The following is a 19,184-nucleotide window of genomic DNA, read 5'->3' as shown; positions in this document are numbered from 1 at the left end:
ATTCAGCTTTAGTAAGCTTAAAATTTTCTTATTAGTTCCTGTCTAATCTTTATAATCGGAACTTAAGATTAATTTAACAGTGCTTCCTTTGCTTATAACTTCCCCTTGGGAAATATCTTGTTCCGAAACTGCTCCATCACCTTCAAAAGTAGCCACGATTCCAATATTTTTTAATAAAGCAGAAGCATCTTCCTTTGAATATCCTCTAACATCTGGCATTACAACATTATTATTATAAGTCCCTTCACTATTTGTGTAAAGATTTATTTTTGACCCTTCTTTTACAGAATAGCCTGGATATGGTGTTATACCTGTAATGTTTTCTCCATCCCCTTCAATATTAAAGTCTAGCTTAGCATCTTTTAATACTTTTTTTGCATCAGCAACTTTCATATTTCTAACTTCAGGTATTGTTACATCCCTAGTGATCTGTCCTAAATTTTCATCTGAAAATTTACTATTTAGATAATTAAAAATATCTAAAAATAATGTTTTTGCTGGTGGCACTGCTACTTGAGCTGCATAATATGCCCCATTTTTAGTTGGTTCATCAATAGTTACCATGATTGTAACTTTAGGATCATCTACAGGAGCCATCCCAACAAATGAAGATATATATTTACCATCTCCATATACACCATTTACTACTTTTTGTGCTGTTCCTGTTTTACCACCAATATGATATCCTTCTATAAAAGTTCCTGTGCCAGATCCACCTGTAACAACTCGTTCAAGGTAAGATCTAAGCTCTGCAGTCTTTTCTTTACTTGCTACAGTTGTGGTTTTAGGTTTAAAGGAATCATCTACTATACTTGCATTATTGTCGTCATTATGTGTTATTTCCTTCATTACATGAGGCTGAATTAATGTCCCCCCATTTGCAACAGCATTAAAAGCAGTCATATATTGAACTGAATTAACAGTGTTTGTTTGTCCAAAAGCAATTGTTGCAAGATCTGCCTCTGAGACCTTATTAACTGCCTTCACGATTCCCTTAGCTTCACCTGGTAAATCAATGCCACTTGCTTGTCCAAATCCAAATTTATTAATGTATTCACATAACTTGTCTTTACCAATCATTGCACCTAATTTCATAAAACCTACATTACATGAATTTTGAATTATATCTGGAAACTTTTGTGCTCCATGCCCGCCAGCTTTCCAACACTTTGGATTAATTCCTCCTACTGATAATGATCCATTACATTGAAAATCTGTATCTTTATTAACCACATTTTCCTCTAAACCAGTAATGGCTGTAATTACTTTAAATATTGATCCAGGTTCAAATGTATCATTAACCAATCGATTTCTCCACATTTTTTGTAATTTTTCTCCACTATTTGCTCCATCAAATTTGTCTGCACCTTGATATGGATTGTTAGGATCAAAATCAGGCTTATTAACCATTGCTAATACTTCTCCTGTCTTAGGATCCATAACTAATATAGATACAGCTTTAGCTTCAGTATCTTCAAATGCTTGCTGTGCTGCTTTTTCAGCGAATTTTTGGATATTTTCATCAATTGTAAGAGTTATATCTTTACCATTTACAGGTGAAGTAAACTGAGATATTGTATATGGATAATCCATATTATTCTTAGTAAGTTCTGCTACTTTCATACCAGGAATTCCTGCTAAATATGAATTATATTGAAGTTCTATACCAGTTAATCCTTTATTATCTGTATTAGTACTTCCCAATACGTGTGCTAAAAAATTTCCATTTGGATAGTATCTCTTTGTATCAGGAGAAACAATTACACCGCTAATATTTAGTTCCTTCACTTTATCAGCTATATCTTTTTCTACTCTTCTTTTTACTATTGCTGCTCCAGCAGGTTCTCCATTTTTAAGTTTAGTTTCAAGTTTATCTTTTATTACTGAAACCTCTACATCTAATGCTTTTGCTATCGCAGGTGCAATATCATCGTTCTTTAACCCTTCATTTCCTGTTGGCACAGGAATCCCCACACTTTTCATATGTTCAAGTTCCTTGGCTGGTATTTCTTTTAAGGATCTTTTTAAATAATTTCTGATAGATGTCAAATCAAAATCCACTCTATAAACATTAGCAGAAACTGCGAGTTCTTTACCATTTCTATCTAATATTCTTCCTCTTCTTGCGTCAATCTTAACTTCACTTGTCCATTGTTCTTCTGCTCTTGCTGCATAATCTGACCTTTTAACTATCATTATATATGAAAGTCTAAGAATCAGTATGGAAAACACAAAAGTCAAAGCAAAAGCAACTAAGCTCATCCTCTGTCGCATTTTTGACCTATCTTTATAATTTTCCCTTCTCAATACCCATTTCCCCCATGGACCTTACTTTTATTAAGTTATATCTATCCCTAATAATTTTTGATTAATTATTTATGCTATAATTTCACACTATTTTATAAGATTTATTAGTTTTGAAAATATGCTATTCTCTTTAGTATTTTGACTGACACCATTTGATTCAATACCCGCAAAATAATTATCTGAGAAATCAACTTTAACTATTTCTTCTTTTTTAGGTACATACATACCCAAATTACCTTCAGCTTTTTTTTCAATGTTATTTAACGAAGAAAATTTTAGTATACCTACATTCAATGCATCATTTTTTTCTTGAGCCTGCTTAATTTGACTATTCATATCACTAACTCTTTTTTGCATTGAATAAACTTTATTATCTCCTGAAATTGTAGCAACCCCTAAAGCAAATATTACTACTGCTACTGTCACTAAGTATTTTCTATCGTTTTTTCTTTGATTTCTTAATAATGCCTCTTTCTTTACTCTTCTTTTAATCTGTTTATATTTTTCGTCCGGCTTACGTACTCTTCTTTTTCTTTCTGGTGCTAATACTGTATTCCCCTTAATATAATCATATTCTCTTCTCGCCAATTTATTCACATCCCTATCATTTATAACATAATATTAATTATAATTTTTCAATAACTCTAAGCTTAGCACTTCTACTTCTTGGATTTTCTTCAATTTCTTTATCAGTTGGAGCAATTCCTTTTTTTGAAATCGTCTTAACCGTTGGCACTTTTCCACAAATACAAACTGGAAATTCTTTAGGGCAATTACAAGGATTCTCTAATTCTCTAAATTTTAATTTTACAATTCTATCTTCTAATGAATGAAATGTAATAATTGCCATTCTTCCACCTTTATTTAATTTGTTAACCCCATCTTCAATTGTTTTATTTAATATCTTAAGTTCAGAATTAACCTCAATCCTAATAGCTTGAAAAGTTCTTTTCGCTGGATGTGGTCCATCTCTTCTCATCTTTGCTGGAATTGCAGCTTTAATTATGTCTACTAATTCTAAAGTTGTTTCTATAGGCTTTTCAGCTCTTCTGTTCACTATAAAATTTGCTATTCTTTTAGCAAACCTTTCTTCTCCATAATCTTTAATAATCTTAGACAACTCTTCTTCACTATATTTATTTACAATATCATATGCTGAAAAATCATTATCTCTATTCATCCTCATGTCTAAAGGAGCATCCTGCATATAACTAAAGCCTCTAGAAGCTTCATCCAGTTGATATGATGAGACCCCAAGGTCCATAAGAATTCCATCTACTCCTTCTAAATCTAGTTCATTTAAAATACTATCTATATTAGAAAAATTATCGTGAACAAATTTTACATTGCTATAATCTTTTAATCTTTCTTTAGCTGCAGCTAAAGCATCTTTATCTTGATCTATTCCAATAAGCATTCCATCCTTTGATAGATGCTTTACTATATGAGAAGAATGTCCTGCTCCACCTAATGTACCGTCAACATAAATCCCATCAGCTTTTATGTTCAGTGCATCAATACATTCATTTAATAATACCGAAACATGTTTAAATTCCATACTAAAAACTCCTTATATTCCTAAATCATTCATTTTTTCTGCTATTGAGTCAAAATCAATATTTGACTCATTATAATCGCTCCACTTTTCTTTACTCCATATTTCTACCCTAGATAATACCCCAATACTTACTATGTCCTTTTCTATTCCTGCATATTCCTTTAAATTTTGTGGAATTAGCCCTCTTCCTTGCTTATCTAACTCAACCTCACAAGCCCCAGAAAAGAAGAACCTTACAAAAGACCTTGCATCCTTGTTTGTTAAAGGCAAAGTTTTTAGCTTGTTTTCTAATATTTCCCATTCTTGAAGTGGATATGCATACAAACATCCATCAAGACCTTTGGTAATAACAAATCTATTTCCAAGGCCCTCTCTAAGCTTGGCCGGAACAATTATTCTATTTTTAGGATCTAACGCATGTTGATACTCTCCTATAAACATCATTCTCAGCTCCCACTTAAAAAATTAATTCTATACTCTATTTTAACCCACTTCGCTCCACTTTCAACCACTTTATGTATATTTATTCTATATAAATGTGATTTTTCCTTCTTTTAAGCTTATATTTTTTTTATTTTTAGAAATTTTTCTTAAAAATGCTCAAAAAAATCAGGTGAATATTTGTTAAAAAACAAATATTCACCTGATTTAAGCTAAAAATTATTAATCTCTTAATGTAGCTCCAAGTTTATATTCTAAAGATTTCAATATTTTCTCATGTACCTTATTAACATCTTTATCGGTTAAAGTTTTATTTTCATCTCTATACCAAATTGCATAAGCAATACTCTTCTTGCCTTCTGGAATTTGCTTTCCTTTATATATATCAAACAATTCTACTTTTTCAACTAAGTTTCCACCAGCTCTTTTTATTGTATCATCAATTTCTTGAACCAAAAGACTGTCATCAACAAGTAATGCAATATCTCTTGTTACTGCAGGGAACTTTGGAAGTGCTTTGTATTTTTTATCCATGTCTGCACTTTCATATAAAACATCTAAATCTAATTCAGCTACATAACATGGCACATCAATACCATAATTTTCTGATACATCTAAATGTACTTCTCCAATAGTTCCAGCATTTGTTCTTCCAATAACAATCTTTGCTGTCTTTCCTGGATGGTAACTTACATTTTCACTTTCTCTTTCATATTTAACATTTTTAATTCCAAGGCCATCAGTTATATTTTCTACAACACCCTTAAGATCTAAATAATCACATTCTCCATACATACCTATAGTTAATATATTTTTTTCAGTAGGGAGTTTAGTTTCCTCTTCATTTGGAATATATACTTTACCCATTTCAAATAATCTAACATAAGGATTATTTCTTGAGTAATTTCTTCCTAGGGATTCCATCATTGAAGGAAGTGTTGAGGTTCTCATTACACTATAATCCTCTCCTAATGGATTCTTTATTTTGACTACATTTCTAAGCACGCTATCTTCTGGTAAATTGATTTTATCAAACACCTTTGGAGATACAAATGAGTAACTGATAGATTGATTTAATCCACTTCCTGTAGCAAGCATTACTACTCTGTTATCTAGCAAGCCCTTTCTATATCTAGGTTCTCTTTCTGTAGAAACCTTGAAAATTGTTGTAGGAATTTTTTCATATCCATAGATTCTTGCTATTTCTTCAGCTATATCTTCTCTAATTGCAATATCAACTCTAAAGGTTGGTGCTTTTACGACTAAATTATCACCATTAATTTCTGTAAATAAATCAACGCTGTCCAAATATCTCTTCATTTCTTCTTTAGAAAGTTCTGTTCCAAGGAAGCTGTTTACCCAATTTGAATCAACTGTTACTGTTGACACTTCTTTTTTGTTATTGTAAACATCAATTGTTCCTTCCATAACTTCACCAGCATTTAATTCACAAATTAAACTGCAGGCTCTGTTTAATGCAACTTCTGCTAAGTTTGGATCAATATCCTTTTCAAATCTTCCTGAAGCTTCTGTTCTTAAATTTAATTTCTTCGAATTTACTCTTATGTTAGTTCCATCAAAGTTTGCACATTCAAAAACAACTTCAATTGTATCTTCTTTTATTTCTGAGTTTAATCCACCCATTATTCCAGCAAGACCTATAGTATTATCACCATCTTTAATACAAAGCATAGAATCATCTAGCTGTCTTTCTACTTCATCTAAAGTAGTGAATTTTTCACCTGCTTTTGCTCTTTCTATAACTATTTTATTAGTAGTAATCTCTCTTCTATCAAAAGCATGCATTGGTTCACCAATCTCAAGCATAACAAAGTTTGTTATATCAACTATGTTGTTTATTGGTCTTACACCTGCTTCAAGAAGCCTTTCCTGCATCCAGCCTGGGGAAGGCTCTACTTTAACATTTTTAATTGCTCTTGCCATATATCTGTTGCAAAGAGAATCTTTAACTTCAACATTCAATTCTTCATTTATATTTTTTGAATTCTTAACTTCATATTCTAAACTTGGCATTTTATAAGTTGTTCTAAGAGCTGCAGCCGTTTCCCTTGCCATTCCAACCATGCTTAAGCAATCAGGTCTATTTGAAGTAATTTCAAAATCTAAGATAGCTTTATTTAGGCCTAAAATTTCTTTAATATCCACTCCAAGCTTAGTATCTGTAGGTAAAATCATTAAACCATGTACTGGTTTATCTCCTGCTGTTCCTAATTCTTCTTCTGAACAAAACATACCATTAGACGCTACTCCTCTAAGTTTACCTTTCTTTATCTTGGTTCCATCAGCAAGGGTTGATCCGTGAAGAGCAACTGGCACAACATCTTGCTCCTTCATATTTGTAGCTGCTGTAACTATTTGAATTTCTTCACTGACTATATCAACTTGACATATACTTAATTTATCTGCATCAGGATGTTTTTCAATTTTAGTGATTTTTCCAGTAACTACATTTTGAATTACATCCCCTTGAACAATAAGTTCCTCTAGTTGTGATCCAGTTAAAGTTAATTTATCTCCTAATTCCTTAGGACTAACATTTATATCAACATAATCTTTAAGCCAATTATATGGTACTTTCATTTTGTCTCCTCCTCTTGATTATTGGGTATATGGATTATTGAATTTTTCTCAAAATATCCACACCCAGTATTACAATGTTCAATTATCAATGGTCAGTACTTTATTATGAATTTTCAATGTTTAATTAATGTTTATTTCCTTTGAAGATCTTTAAATTTTGACCAATTATTTTTTCAAACACATCATAATAGTATTAATTTCAAATAATTTCTTAGAATTGGTTTAAGAATCTCATATCACTTTCATATAGTAATCTTATATCATCTATTCCATACTTTAACATTACCATTCTATCTACTCCAAAGCCAAAAGCAAATCCACTATATACTTCTGGATCAAGTCCACAATTTCTTAGTACATTTGGATGAACCATTCCACAGCCTAAAAGTTCTATCCAACCACTACCTTTACATACTCTACATCCTTCACCACCACAAACGAAGCATGTTGCATCCATTTCTGCTGATGGTTCTGTGAATGGGAAGTGGTGCGGTCTGAATTTAGTTTGAACTTTATCACCAAACATCTTTTTAGCGAATAATTCTAAAGTTCCTTTTAAATCAGCAAAAGTTACACCTTTATCTATAACTAAACCTTCCATTTGATAAAATATAGGTGAATGAGTAGCATCTACAGAATCTGATCTATATACTTTACCTGGTGATATCATTTTTATTGGAGGCTTTTGATTTTCCATAGTTCTAATTTGAACTGGTGAAGTTTGTGTTCTAAGGACTATATTATCATTAATATATAACGTATCTTGTTCACTTCTTGCTGGATGATTCTTAGGAATATTTAAAGCTTCAAAGTTATAATGATCATATTCAACTTCTGGCCCATCCTCAATTGTGAAACCCATTGAAACAAAGATTTCTTCCATGCTTTGTAAGGTTAAATCTAAAGGATGTCTTTTTCCTATAACTTTCTTTCTTCCTGGAAGTGAAATATCTATGTTTTCACCTGCAAGTTTTTCTGCTTTTTCTTTACTTTTTATATCAGATAATACACTTTCTAATTTCTCCTCAACAGCTGCTTTAGCTTCGTTAACCAATTTCCCTACCATTGGTCTTTCTTCTGGAGAAACACTCCCCATACCTCTTAATATTGTAGTAAGTTCTCCTTTTTTTCCTAAGAACTTTACTCTAATTTCTTCTAATTCACTGCTGTTTTTAACAGCTTCAATTTGATTTAATGCAAGTTCTTGTAATTCTTTAAGTTTTTCTTTCATAATCGTTTCTCCTTTCAATGCTGCAAATTTCAAATATTAATTTCACAGGCTTTTTTGCATAAAAAAATCGTCCCCCTAAAAAAGGGACGAAATATCCGCGTTACCACCCTAATTGGAACTCAAAATACAAGTACCCAACTTAATTTAATTAACGACCTTTTTTGCCGCTAGCTACTACTGCAATTTTCACAGCTAGAACTCCTGAGCGAACTTCAATATTATATTATTTAAGAAGGCTTACAGTCCATGACCCTCTCTCCCTTAAAACTTTTCTAATATTTACTTTCTCATTCACAGTTTTAAATATCCAATTAATACAATTCATTATACAAATAAATTTATAAAATATCAATATATTTTTCAAAATTTATGCATAAATTCATTATTTTATTTAGGTTGATTTTGTCTTACTTTTTCATACATAATAACAGAGGCAGCTATTGCCACATTTAAAGATTCAGCATTGCCTGGCATTGGTATCTTAACTTTAGTATCAGCCATATCCAGAACTTCTGAACTAACTCCATTCCCTTCATTTCCAACAGTTAAAAGAACCTTTCCTCTTAAATCCGCTTGAAAAAAGTTTTTATCTGTATCTAAAGATGTAACTACTAAATTAAACCCTTTTTCCTTTAATTCGTTAGCCAAAGAGAAATTCTCATCATCATAATGAATAGGAATATAAAATATAGATCCCATTGTAGATCTAATTGTTTTTTCATTATATATGTCCACGGTTCCTTTTGTCAGTATAATACCCTGCACTCCTGCCGCATGAGCTGTTCTTATTATAGTCCCAAGATTTCCTGGATCCTGCAGCTTATCACAAAGTAAATAAAAATCCCCATCAGAATTTAGTATTCTAGCATTCATATTTATAACTGCAAGTATTCCTTGAGGATTTTCTGTCGAAATAAGCTCTTTAAACAAATTTGCTGCTATTTTATAAATTTTAATCTCTTCATTAATATATTCGCCTAAAAATTCATCAATTTTATTTACTGCATCTTCTGCTACAATTAAATAATCTACATGAACTTTTGCTTTAAATGCTTCTTGAACCAATCTAAAACCTTCAATTATGTACTTGCTGGTTTTATTTCTGTTTTTTCTTTCTTTAAGCTTCTTTGTATTTTTAAACAAACTATTTTCTTTACTTTCAATAAATATCAAAGCGCTACACCTCAAAATCACAAGAATATTTTAATTTATGCAAGAATAACAGTAAGTCTTAGCACTTACTTCTTGCCAATTTGTAACTCTAATTTGACATAAGCAGTGAATCCAAATCTATGATTTGGCGTGAATCGTGTGCTTAGTGAACAAATGCGAGTCGAGTTTCCTCTAATCATTCTAACTCTTATTTATATTTGTATATAAAAATAAAATGCGGTCTAAACCGCATTTTATGTATTAAGCATTTAATTGTTTTTTAGCAACTTCCACTAATTCAGCAAATGCTTTTGGATCGTTTATAGCTATTTCAGATAACATCTTTCTGTTGATGTCGATTCCAGCTAATTTGATTCCGTTCATAAATTTAGAATATGATAAGTTGTTTATTCTTGTTGCAGCATTAATTCTTGCAATCCATAAACTTCTGTAATCTCTCTTCTTATTCTTTCTACCAACGTAAGAATTTCTTAACGCTCTGATTACTGATTCATTAGCAGTTTTAAATAGCTTACTCTTTCCACCGTAGTATCCCTTTGCAAGTTTTAAAACTTTTTTATGATTTTTACGAGAATTCTTTGCTCTCTTTACTCTTGCCATTACTTAAACCTCCTGCACTACCTCTATATTATAGGTATGGTAATAATTTCTTCATTACTTTTTCTTGTGACTTTGAAACATATCCAGCTTTTCTAAGATTTCTCTTAGTCTTTGAGCTCTTCTTAGTTAAGATATGACTCTTAAACGCTTTAGCTCTCTTAAGCTTTCCTGTACCTGTCTTTCTGAATCTTTTTGCTGCACCTCTATGACTTTTCATTTTTGGCATGATTAAATCCTCCTCTCAAGTTATGCCTTTTTAGGCCCTAAAACCATTGTCATGCTTCTGCCTTCCCTCTTGGGGTGTTTCTCTATAAGGCAAACATCTTCTAATTTAGAAGCAAATTTATCAAGGATTCTTTGTCCAATATGACCAAGTTCCATTTCTCTACCTCTAAATCTAACAGTGATTTTAACTTTATCTCCATCTAATAGGAACTTTCTAGCATTTTTTGCTTTTATATCAATATCATGTTCCTCAATTGTTAGACTTACTCTTATTTCTTTAATACTAATAACTTTTTGCTTTTTCTTAGCTTCTTTTTCTTTCTTTGATTGCTCATAAATGTACTTACCAAAGTCCATAATCTTACAAACTGGTGGTTTTGCATTAGGAGAAATCATTACTAAGTCAAGCTCTTTTTCTTCAGCAAGTCTTCTTGCTTCAGCTGCTGAGATAACACCTAATTGTTCTCCCTCGCTGCCTATTACTCTAAGTTCTTTTTCTCTAATTTCTTCATTCATTGGAAAATCTTTATTAATATTTTTCACCTCCGAAAAATTATATGCATAATAAAAAGACGGCCTTCTAGCCGTCTCAAAATTATCAATACATATTGCACAGATATCCATAAACCATACTAGTAGTACTTATAACACTGCATGGTGAGAAACGGCTGTTTCTTCTTAACAAAGATGAGTATATCATCATTAATAATCCATGTCAATATTTTTTTAGTATTATTTTTTCACCTTTATATTCCTCACTACTTTTATAAAAAGCAACCTTGCTTTCAAACACTTTTTCAATCGTATCCAAAAATTCCTTATTGTCACAATTTTCTTTTCCATATATATTTATATTCTTGGGCGCATTTGTTATTAATCCACTAATTAATATATCTTCCATATTTAAATCTGTACTGCTCCCCTCTATTTTTATATCACTTATAAAATTGTAATATAAATTTCTACCTTCCCTATCTCTAACTATATAATTATTATTTTCATCTATTACTATATTAATTTCTTCAATTTTGCATTCTTGTATTTCTACAAAATATTTTAACAGTTTTATGAATTCTTTATATTCTTTTTCTGCTATATAGCTTTCTACTACATTATCAATTATTTTTTCTATATAGATTCTAAGCTTTCTCATTCTAAAAGTTATAAAACCATCTATATTTATTTCTTGTTTTTCACTTATACAATCTCTAATTTTTTCAATCATTTCATTTATATTATTTAAACAATATATAGAATTTTCACCTTCTGTTTTTTCTTCGCACTTCAGTATTTTTAATATTTTATCTTCCACTTCAAATATTTCACTTTGCTTTAAGAAAAAGAAGTTGTCTGTTAAAAATTCCAGCATTTCTTTTTTTCTATAATTATCAATAACTATTTTATATAAAATATTACTAACATATAAGTTAATAATTTCTTTTATTTTCTCATTATAACAGTTATCTTCACATATTATCTTAATTATATGGATTTTTCCTTCAATACTTTCAACAAATCCGATTAAGATATTCTTTTTCTTAAGTAATTCTCTTAGCTCTTGCAAGTCATTAGAAAAGCTCAAGTCATCACTATAAGCTAATTTTAAAATAAGCATGGATTTCACTCCCTTCTTAATATTAGTATGTATTAAAAATTTATTGGTATGCAAAATTTATACTTAAATTTTAATTTTAAAATTGACATGTTAAATTATTCAGTTCACAATATATTTTGAGAAGTTTGTAGGTTAATAATTATTAATTATCCATTGTTAATTTATTGCAAACCAATTTTAGAATTTCTTAAATCCTTATGCATAATTCTGGCTTGAATATCTGCATATTATCAATAGGATTCTTTTAAACTTAAGGATTTCAAACGAAAATCAACTTTCAATAATCATTGAGTGTTTAACATTAATACTTGCTTACTATAAAGGAGAATAATATGCATTGCTTTGTCGATTATAGAATTACAAATGAAGAATTAAACAACCTTTTAAAATTAAATATGAACCCAATTCTAGTTCCAAAATGCAATTCTGTATATGAAGCTATAAATGGACACCCTGATATTCAATTAAATATCCTAAAAAACAATTCCTCAAACAAAGTTATTATTCAAAAAGATATTTCTCAAAATTTCAAGAATATTTTGATTGACAATGACATAGATTTTATTGTTTCTATAAATTCATTGTCCTATACATATCCTAATGACATTATTTTAAATTCTTTAATTTTAGAAAATCACTTTATTCACAATTTAAAATTTACAGATAAAAATCTTTTAGCTTCTCAATTAACTAAAATCAAAATCAATGTATCTCAAGGATATACAAAATGCTCTGTTCTCCCTGTCAGAGATAAGGCATTAATAACAAGTGATAAAGGAATTTTTAAAGCCTTACAAGAATATGATTTTGATATTCTCTTACTTCCTCCCGGAGATATATCACTACCTTCACTAAACTACGGTTTTATAGGCGGGGTTGGCGGAATGATTTCTTTAAACAGAATGGCCTTCTTTGGTGATTTAGATTGCTACAGCTGGGGAGATGAGATAAAAAAATTTCTTTACAAATATGACATCTCACCTATTGCACTTAGAAAAGGTAAATTAATAGATAGAGGTAGTTTACTTACCTTATAACCATTTCCACTATATAATATGATTTCTATATTTTTCTGTTACTTTTATGCGCAGCAATAGTTGAAAAAAGATAGTAATAATGCCTTTCAAAACATTTACTATCTTTTTATCTTTATCTGATAATCTTTTTTATCTCATTACTTATTTCCCCTGTTTTCTCCTTCATAATATCTCTAAAGGATCTTATTTCATCTCCCATATCTACCATTAGTATTTTCATTTCACCTTTCATCTTTTCTGCTTTCTCCTTTATTCCTTTAATTAGTTCTTCCATTATTTTTTCTCCTCTCGTAAAATATTTATTATTCCAAAACTTTATTAAAAATTTTATGCTATAAGTTTGCCCCAAAATAGGAATATTATTTATAAAAATTTTATTTTTCGAGTCTTTTACAATATAAAACTATAATATTTTTATCTTATTAAAATTTATTTTGACATAGTAGCTTTGTATCATTTAAACTATTAGCAGTGTGTAATTTTCAGTTATAAAGAAAGTTAGTTAAATTGGAATTTATAATTGATAATTTTTACTAGTAATTAAAAATTAATAATTAATCATAACTTTATTCAAGGAGGATATTAATGAGTATACTTACTGTAAAAAATATGAACCACGGATTTGGTGATAGAGCTATTTTCGAAGAAGTTTCATTTAGATTATTAAAGGGAGAACATGTTGGTCTTATTGGTGCTAATGGTGAAGGTAAATCAACATTTATGAATATAGTAACTGGAAAGCTTATGCCTGATGAAGGCGATGTTATTTGGTCTAATAATGTTAGAGTTGGTTATATGGATCAACATGCAGCCTTAGAAAAAGGTCAAAGCATACGAGATGCATTAAGAGACGCCTTTAAATATCTTTTTGATTTAGAAACTGAAATGAATACTTTATATGAAAAGATGGGCGATTGTACTGAAGATGAATTAACTAAAATGCTTGATAGAACAGCCGTAATTCAAGATATGTTAGACCATAATGGTTTTTATGTAATTGATCCAAAGGTTGAAGAAGTTGCAAAAGGACTTGGACTTCTAGATTTAGGTTTAGATAGAGATGTAGATGATTTATCTGGAGGACAAAGAACCAAAATCCTTCTAGGTAAGTTATTACTACAATCCCCAGATATATTACTTTTAGATGAGCCTACTAACTACCTTGATGAGGAACATGTAGAATGGCTTAAAAGATATCTTCAATCATATGAAAATGCCTTTATTTTAATTTCACATGATATTCCTTTTTTAAATTCAGTAGTAAATTTAATATATCATGTAGATGAAAGAAAACTTACAAGATATGTTGGAGATTATGATGAGTTTCAAAGAATATATGCAATAAATAAAGAAAAATTAGAAGCTGCCTTTGAAAAGCAACAAAAAGAAATAGCTAGACTTGAAGATTTTGTTGCTAGAAATAAGGCAAATGTTGCTACAGCTAATATGGCAAAATCTAGACAAAAGAAGCTTGATAAAATGGACATAATTGAACTTTCAAAGGAAAAACCAAAGCCAGAATTTGTTTTCAAAACTGCTAGGGCTTCTGGAAAAGCTATATTCGAAACTAAAGATTTAGTTATCGGCTATGACTCTCCTCTTACAAAACCTCTTAATTTATATATGGAAAGAGGACAAAAAATAGCTTTAGTTGGAGCTAATGGTCTTGGTAAATCAACTTTACTTAAAAGCTTACTTGGACAAATAAAACCAATAAGCGGAGAAGTTCATCTTGGAGATTATCAATACATAGGTTACTTTGAACAAGAAGATAGAGGAAATAATACAAATACATGTATAGAAGAGGTATGGCAGGAATTCCCTGGATATACTCAATATCAAATAAGAGCTGCTCTTGCAAAATGTGGCCTTACAACAAAACAGCTTGAATCACAAATAAGAGTTTTATCTGGTGGAGAAGCTGCAAAAGTTAGACTTTGTAAAATCATTAATAACGAAACAAATATATTAATCTTAGACGAACCTACTAACCACTTAGATGTAGATGCAAAAGATGAATTAAAAAGAGCCCTTAAAGAATATAAAGGAACAATCCTATTAGTTTCACATGAACCTGAATTTTATAGGGATATAATCACTGAAACTTGGAATTGTGAAGATTGGACAACAAAAATTGTGTAAAATCACAATACATTATATAAAGTTACAATTATAACTGTAAAAAGCCATTAATAATAGCACTAAATATTATTAATGGCTTTTTCACGTTTATATATTTTCCTTCCCCCACTTACACATATCTCTAACAATAGGAATAAGACTTTGACCCTTTTGTGCTAAAGAATATTCAACTTTTGGAGGAATTTGAGGATATTCTTTTCTTAATATTATATTTTCATTTTCTAATTCTTTTAATTGGGAACTTAACATCTTATGGGTAATTCCTTCAATATTCTTCTTTAACTCTCCATATCTTAAAGTACCACTACATGCAAGTAAATAAATAACTTTTAGCTTCCATTTTCCACTTACTATAGATAAAGTATATTCAAAAGGTTCTTTATTACTGACATAACACAGCTTTTCCATTTCCGACACTCTCCTTTATGATAGTATAGCACAAAAAAGTGCATACTTTCACAAAATTACAACTTCTGTATAATGTACTTATAAGGCCTTATGATAATACAATTATATAAAAAGGAATGATATAAATGATTATAGATGGACATTCGCATGTAATCTTGCCAGCTGAAAAACATATCCAAATAATGAACCAAGCTGGAGTCAATAAAACAATACTTTTTTCTACTTCAGTACATCCTGAAAACACTAAAGATCTTAAAGAATTAAAAATAGAAATGAAAAAGTTAAATGATGTTGTAGGAGGAAAAAGCCCTTCATTAATAGGAACTAAACGTAAATCCATAAACGAACTTATGACTGTTATTAAAAGCTACCCAGATAGGTATATTGGCTTTGGAAATGTGCCTTTAGGATTGAACGAAAATGATACAAACTTGTATATTGGAGAAAATATAGCTAATAATAAACTTGCAGGCATAGGCGAATTTACTCCTGCAAGCGGACAAGTAAAATTATTAGACGTGATTTTCAAAGCCTCCATGAACTTTGGAAGATTCCCGATTTGGATACATGGCTTCAATCCTTTAGTCTTACAGGATATAAGAGACGTAGCTGAATTATGCAAGACTTACCCTGATATACCTGTAATACTAGGACACTTAGGCGGAAGTAACTGGATGACGGCAATAGAACTTGCTAAGGAAATTCCAAATTTATATCTAGATACATCCGCATATTTCTCCACCCTTGTGTTAAAGATTGTTATAAATGAAATCCCTCAAAAATGCATTTTCGGTGTAGACATGCCTTATGGGGATTTACAGTTATCATTAGATGCAGTAAGAAAAGTATGCAAAGATTCATATGTTGAAGATGCTGTTTTAGGTAATAATGTAGCAAAATTATTAAAGCTTTAACTTTTAATTTATGCTGCTAAAAATTTGTCCTTGACTATATTAGTCAAGGCTATTTTTATATACTAACACTATAATTATAACTAGAGATAAAAGTTCATTGTGCTTCTGATATCCAAATTAATATTTCAACTTATAAGTGTAATATATATGTATTATTGAGAAATTATAATCGTAACACTACACTTGAATTAGATACATTTTTCTGGAAGCAGGCATGTGAAATTGAGCTGATGATGGTTATTAGTGGAAGGTTGTTTCATTTTCTGCTTGTCATAAATTTACTTTAGGAACATGCAGAAATGGGTGCAACCTTCCACTTAGAACCTTCCAGCGAAAATTTCACTAGTCCTGTGGAAGATAAATGTATCTGATTTCGGTAATTGTTGCATAAGTCTATTTTTCGATTTGGATATCTGTATATAAAAAACAATTCTTAAGTTTCAATTTTATTTTCACTAGTGCTATTCTTTGTTATAATTATTTCTAAGAGATAAAAACACAGTTTCTGTTGGTAGTCAGAACCTATAATTAAATATAGCAGTAACCTGCCCTCCTGGGGTTGTCCATTCTCTGTGAATTTTATACAAACAGGAGGAATTTAACTATGATTTCACAAATCAAATTAACCGTTCTTTTTCAAGAACCTTTTTGGATTGGCATCTTTGAAATTAATGAAGCTAATGAATACAAAGTATGCAAGATTACTTTTGGAGCGGAGCCAAAGGATGAACAAGCTTATGAATTTATATTAAAAAGGTTTTATTCATTAAACTTTAGCCATCCAATAATATCAGTTAACAACAGTTTTACTGAAAAAAGGCAAAATCCCAAAAGACTGCAACGAAGCATTCAAAAAGAGACTTCTACAAAAGGAATTAGTACTAAAGCTCAAATAGCTATGCAATTACAACATGAAAAATGTAAAATTGAACACAAGAAAAAATCCAAAGAGCAAAGAGAACAGGAGGAACAAAGACAATTTGATTTAAAAAGAAAGAAAAAACTAGAAAAACATAAAGGTCATTAGTTATATTTTAGAACAGTAGGCAATCTACTGTTCTTTTATTTTATTTGTTTATTTATAAATTACTTCATTACATTAGTGGTCACTTTTTCTAAATTTAACATTTATAAATAAATTTTAAGATAATATACCAAAAATATCATTGACAATATCGAGTATCGATAATATTATAAATTTATACATATCGATACTCGATATTAAAGGAGTGGCAACAAATGGCTCGAGAACAATTTCAAAACCTTACTGAACCTATGTATTACATACTGATAGCTTTGCTCACAGAACGCTGTGGTGTTGATGTTATGGATGCTGTCTACGAAATATCAAAGGGCCGCGTTAGAGTAGGTCCAGGTACCTTATATACACTTCTCGGAAAATTTGAAAAAGAAAAAATCATACTCGAAACTGAAGTACAAGGTAGAAAGCGGAGCTATATAATAACAGACAAAGGTAAACAAATACTGCTAGAAGAGTATTCGCGACTCATTACTTTGATAAACGATGGCTCATTATACATGGAGGGAAAACAATGATATTTAATAATATAAAAATAACATTTTTATTTTATACACCTTATGAGTGTACAGCTATAGAAGAATACCTTGAAAATATGGCTGAAGCTGGCTGGCTCTTAACAAAAATAAAAGGCCCTTTTTTTAAATTTAAAAAAATCAAACCACATAAAATCAAATATTCAGTAGATGTTATTGGTAAAATTTCATCTTTTGATTCAAAAAGATACGCGGAACTTTTAGATTATAGAGAATATTGCATTGCTGCAGGCTGGAATTTTGTATGTCAAGCAAGCGAAATTCAAGTATTCTGTTCAGAAGAAAACACAGAAATTGTATCAATACACACTGATGAAAAGGAAAAGTTCGAGCTAGTTTTTAAAGCTTCATTACGTGGAAAACTTAGTGAATTATTTATAACTATTATGCTTATATTTAATGTTTCATTGCAATTCTCATCAAGAGCAGAATATTTCTTATCCTCAAACTTTTCGATATTTTTAATATTTATGACAATTCTCCTCATATTCAAAGACATATTTAAACTTATTAATTTTTCTACTTGGGCAATACATGCAAAATCAAAATTAAACGAAGGTAATTACATGCCTTATAATACCTATAAAGTATTGAAAAGAAAAAATACGTTTCTAATTATTTTTTCATTATTAACAATATTGGGAATACTATTATTTATTTTTTCAGAAAATTATCAAGAGCAAAAATCGAATCTTATAATTTTAACAATACTCTTTGCTTTTATTATAATGCATCCTTTTATAAAAAAAATTATAAATGAAACTAGATATTCTAAAAATACAAAGCTAGTAATAAACACAGTAAATATACTTATGTCCATTTTTTTAATAGTTTTTTTAACTACAAGAGTGATTTTTTCAAATGTTTATGATAATAATAACTACCAAGGTTTGCCTTATTCAAACTTAGATCTAACTATTGATGACTTTACAAATACAGAAGTCTCCGACGAATCACCTTATATTGATTTCACTAAAAGTATAATTGCCTCAAAAACCGAATATTCTTTTGGTAAAAAAGATACTTTTTTTAGTTACACACTTATTCAAAGTAATTATCCACTAGTCATAAAATTTGCAGAAGATAGAGCAATAAATTTTCTAAACAAAAACAACTTTAACCTGGTTGAAATCAATACTAATTTACCTAGTAATATTAAAGTTTATTCAAGTAGTAAGAATAAATACTTTATCTTGGTATCTAAGGACAAACTTGTTGAAATTAGAAATTCCTTTAAGAATATAAGTGATGATGACCTTTTAAATACTGTAGGTTTAAAACTTTTCTCCAATTAAATATGCTATATTTTCTTTTTAAGCTTCAACAGTCTCTTGACATAAAATACTGACATGTTATC

At 29.9% G+C, this 19,184-nt stretch carries 19 protein-coding genes and 1 other annotated feature; of the genes, 6 read left to right on the top strand and 13 right to left on the bottom strand.

Going from position 1 to position 19,184, the window contains the following annotated elements:
* Positions 1-42: 42 nt before the first annotated feature.
* The 11 genes from CSPA_RS12815 to ytxC all read right to left on the bottom strand — a co-directional run bounded on the left by CSPA_RS12815 (position 43) and on the right by ytxC (position 11,751).
* Positions 43-2,307: a stage V sporulation protein D gene (locus CSPA_RS12815; protein WP_015392708.1), complete on the bottom strand. Its 2,265-nt coding sequence runs from the start codon at positions 2,305-2,307 to the stop codon at positions 43-45.
* Between the two features lie 87 nt (positions 2,308-2,394).
* Complete coding sequence (locus CSPA_RS12810) at positions 2,395-2,904, bottom strand: FtsB/FtsL family cell division protein (RefSeq protein WP_242832617.1); 510 nt, start codon at positions 2,902-2,904, stop codon at positions 2,395-2,397.
* Between the two features lie 28 nt (positions 2,905-2,932).
* Positions 2,933-3,865 carry a 16S rRNA (cytosine(1402)-N(4))-methyltransferase RsmH gene (gene rsmH, locus CSPA_RS12805; protein WP_015392706.1) on the bottom strand — a complete coding sequence of 311 codons (933 nt, stop codon included), beginning with the start codon at positions 3,863-3,865 and terminating at the stop codon, positions 2,933-2,935.
* 12 nt (positions 3,866-3,877) lie between these two features.
* Positions 3,878-4,306: a division/cell wall cluster transcriptional repressor MraZ gene (mraZ, locus tag CSPA_RS12800; protein WP_015392705.1), complete on the bottom strand. Its 429-nt coding sequence runs from the start codon at positions 4,304-4,306 to the stop codon at positions 3,878-3,880.
* A 222-nt stretch (positions 4,307-4,528) separates the two neighbouring features.
* Positions 4,529-6,907, bottom strand: a complete 2,379-nt coding sequence (gene pheT, locus CSPA_RS12795; RefSeq protein WP_015392704.1) for a phenylalanine--tRNA ligase subunit beta — start codon at positions 6,905-6,907, stop codon at positions 4,529-4,531.
* Between the two features lie 211 nt (positions 6,908-7,118).
* Entirely contained in the window at positions 7,119-8,138 is a 1,020-nt protein-coding gene (gene pheS / locus CSPA_RS12790; RefSeq protein ID WP_015392703.1) for a phenylalanine--tRNA ligase subunit alpha, read from the bottom strand.
* 79 nt (positions 8,139-8,217) lie between these two features.
* Positions 8,218-8,442: a binding site (T-box leader), on the bottom strand.
* A gap of 83 nt (positions 8,443-8,525) precedes the next feature.
* Positions 8,526-9,311 (bottom strand): TrmH family RNA methyltransferase, encoded by a 786-nt coding sequence (locus CSPA_RS12785; protein ID WP_015392702.1) that lies wholly within the window; start codon positions 9,309-9,311, stop codon positions 8,526-8,528.
* A 240-nt stretch (positions 9,312-9,551) separates the two neighbouring features.
* Positions 9,552-9,911, bottom strand: coding sequence for a 50S ribosomal protein L20 (gene rplT, locus CSPA_RS12780; protein ID WP_015392701.1), 360 nt, complete (start codon positions 9,909-9,911; stop codon positions 9,552-9,554).
* Between the two features lie 28 nt (positions 9,912-9,939).
* The gene (gene rpmI / locus CSPA_RS12775; protein WP_015392700.1) at positions 9,940-10,137 is read right to left on the bottom strand and encodes a 50S ribosomal protein L35; all 198 of its coding nucleotides are present in this window, start codon (positions 10,135-10,137) and stop codon (positions 9,940-9,942) included.
* 20 nt (positions 10,138-10,157) lie between these two features.
* Positions 10,158-10,679 (bottom strand): translation initiation factor IF-3, encoded by a 522-nt coding sequence (gene infC / locus CSPA_RS12770; RefSeq protein WP_017810648.1) that lies wholly within the window; start codon positions 10,677-10,679, stop codon positions 10,158-10,160.
* 172 nt (positions 10,680-10,851) lie between these two features.
* A complete protein-coding gene (gene ytxC / locus CSPA_RS12765; protein ID WP_015392698.1) occupies positions 10,852-11,751 on the bottom strand; it encodes a putative sporulation protein YtxC in 900 nt (299 codons plus the stop codon).
* 332 nt (positions 11,752-12,083) lie between these two features.
* Between ytxC and CSPA_RS12760 the strand changes: the two genes are divergently transcribed.
* A complete protein-coding gene (locus CSPA_RS12760; RefSeq protein ID WP_015392697.1) occupies positions 12,084-12,788 on the top strand; it encodes a DUF6873 family GME fold protein in 705 nt (234 codons plus the stop codon).
* A 112-nt stretch (positions 12,789-12,900) separates the two neighbouring features.
* Here CSPA_RS12760 and CSPA_RS30105 read toward each other — a convergent pair whose 3' ends face one another.
* Entirely contained in the window at positions 12,901-13,062 is a 162-nt protein-coding gene (locus tag CSPA_RS30105) for a hypothetical protein (RefSeq protein WP_015392696.1), read from the bottom strand.
* A 311-nt stretch (positions 13,063-13,373) separates the two neighbouring features.
* On the opposite strand from CSPA_RS30105, the gene CSPA_RS12755 reads away from it, so the two are divergent.
* Positions 13,374-14,930: an ABC-F family ATP-binding cassette domain-containing protein gene (locus CSPA_RS12755; RefSeq protein WP_015392695.1), complete on the top strand. Its 1,557-nt coding sequence runs from the start codon at positions 13,374-13,376 to the stop codon at positions 14,928-14,930.
* An 87-nt stretch (positions 14,931-15,017) separates the two neighbouring features.
* Here CSPA_RS12755 and CSPA_RS12750 read toward each other — a convergent pair whose 3' ends face one another.
* Complete coding sequence (locus tag CSPA_RS12750; protein WP_015392694.1) at positions 15,018-15,338, bottom strand: winged helix-turn-helix transcriptional regulator; 321 nt, start codon at positions 15,336-15,338, stop codon at positions 15,018-15,020.
* Positions 15,339-15,463: 125 nt separating this feature from the next.
* Between CSPA_RS12750 and CSPA_RS12745 the strand changes: the two genes are divergently transcribed.
* From CSPA_RS12745 to CSPA_RS12730, 4 genes are all read left to right on the top strand, one after another.
* The gene (locus CSPA_RS12745; protein ID WP_015392693.1) at positions 15,464-16,252 is read left to right on the top strand and encodes an amidohydrolase family protein; all 789 of its coding nucleotides are present in this window, start codon (positions 15,464-15,466) and stop codon (positions 16,250-16,252) included.
* 604 nt (positions 16,253-16,856) lie between these two features.
* Positions 16,857-17,279, top strand: a complete 423-nt coding sequence (locus CSPA_RS12740; RefSeq protein ID WP_015392692.1) for a YjdF family protein — start codon at positions 16,857-16,859, stop codon at positions 17,277-17,279.
* A gap of 212 nt (positions 17,280-17,491) precedes the next feature.
* Positions 17,492-17,809 carry a PadR family transcriptional regulator gene (locus tag CSPA_RS12735; RefSeq protein ID WP_015392691.1) on the top strand — a complete coding sequence of 106 codons (318 nt, stop codon included), beginning with the start codon at positions 17,492-17,494 and terminating at the stop codon, positions 17,807-17,809.
* On the top strand, positions 17,806-19,122 hold the full coding sequence (locus CSPA_RS12730; protein ID WP_015392690.1) for a DUF2812 domain-containing protein: 1,317 nt from the start codon (positions 17,806-17,808) through the stop codon (positions 19,120-19,122). The genes CSPA_RS12735 and CSPA_RS12730 overlap by 4 nt, the downstream gene beginning before the upstream one ends.
* Positions 19,123-19,184: the final 62 nt, after the last annotated feature.

The organism is Clostridium saccharoperbutylacetonicum N1-4(HMT) (genome assembly GCF_000340885.1).
GTDB classification, from domain to species: Bacteria; Bacillota; Clostridia; order Clostridiales; family Clostridiaceae; genus Clostridium; species Clostridium saccharoperbutylacetonicum.
This window is presented reverse-complemented; position numbering and strand designations above follow the sequence as displayed.

What these genes read in the sequence shown, in the direction of transcription:
- rsmH (WP_015392706.1), bottom strand. Translation starts at nt 3,865, where the DNA reads ATGGAATTTAAACATGTTTCGGTATTATTAAATGAATGTATTGATGCA.
- mraZ (WP_015392705.1), bottom strand. Translation starts at nt 4,306, where the DNA reads ATGTTTATAGGAGAGTATCAACATGCGTTAGATCCTAAAAATAGAATA.
- pheT (WP_015392704.1), bottom strand. Translation starts at nt 6,907, where the DNA reads ATGAAAGTACCATATAATTGGCTTAAAGATTATGTTGATATAAATGTT.
- pheS (WP_015392703.1), bottom strand. Translation starts at nt 8,138, where the DNA reads ATGAAAGAAAAACTTAAAGAATTACAAGAACTTGCATTAAATCAAATT.
- rplT (WP_015392701.1), bottom strand. Translation starts at nt 9,911, where the DNA reads ATGGCAAGAGTAAAGAGAGCAAAGAATTCTCGTAAAAATCATAAAAAA.
- rpmI (WP_015392700.1), bottom strand. Translation starts at nt 10,137, where the DNA reads ATGCCAAAAATGAAAAGTCATAGAGGTGCAGCAAAAAGATTCAGAAAG.
- ytxC (WP_015392698.1), bottom strand. Translation starts at nt 11,751, where the DNA reads ATGCTTATTTTAAAATTAGCTTATAGTGATGACTTGAGCTTTTCTAAT.
- CSPA_RS12760 (WP_015392697.1), top strand. Translation starts at nt 12,084, where the DNA reads ATGCATTGCTTTGTCGATTATAGAATTACAAATGAAGAATTAAACAAC.
- CSPA_RS30105 (WP_015392696.1), bottom strand. Translation starts at nt 13,062, where the DNA reads ATGGAAGAACTAATTAAAGGAATAAAGGAGAAAGCAGAAAAGATGAAA.
- CSPA_RS12755 (WP_015392695.1), top strand. Translation starts at nt 13,374, where the DNA reads ATGAGTATACTTACTGTAAAAAATATGAACCACGGATTTGGTGATAGA.
- CSPA_RS12750 (WP_015392694.1), bottom strand. Translation starts at nt 15,338, where the DNA reads ATGGAAAAGCTGTGTTATGTCAGTAATAAAGAACCTTTTGAATATACT.
- CSPA_RS12745 (WP_015392693.1), top strand. Translation starts at nt 15,464, where the DNA reads ATGATTATAGATGGACATTCGCATGTAATCTTGCCAGCTGAAAAACAT.
- CSPA_RS12740 (WP_015392692.1), top strand. Translation starts at nt 16,857, where the DNA reads ATGATTTCACAAATCAAATTAACCGTTCTTTTTCAAGAACCTTTTTGG.
- CSPA_RS12735 (WP_015392691.1), top strand. Translation starts at nt 17,492, where the DNA reads ATGGCTCGAGAACAATTTCAAAACCTTACTGAACCTATGTATTACATA.
- CSPA_RS12730 (WP_015392690.1), top strand. Translation starts at nt 17,806, where the DNA reads ATGATATTTAATAATATAAAAATAACATTTTTATTTTATACACCTTAT.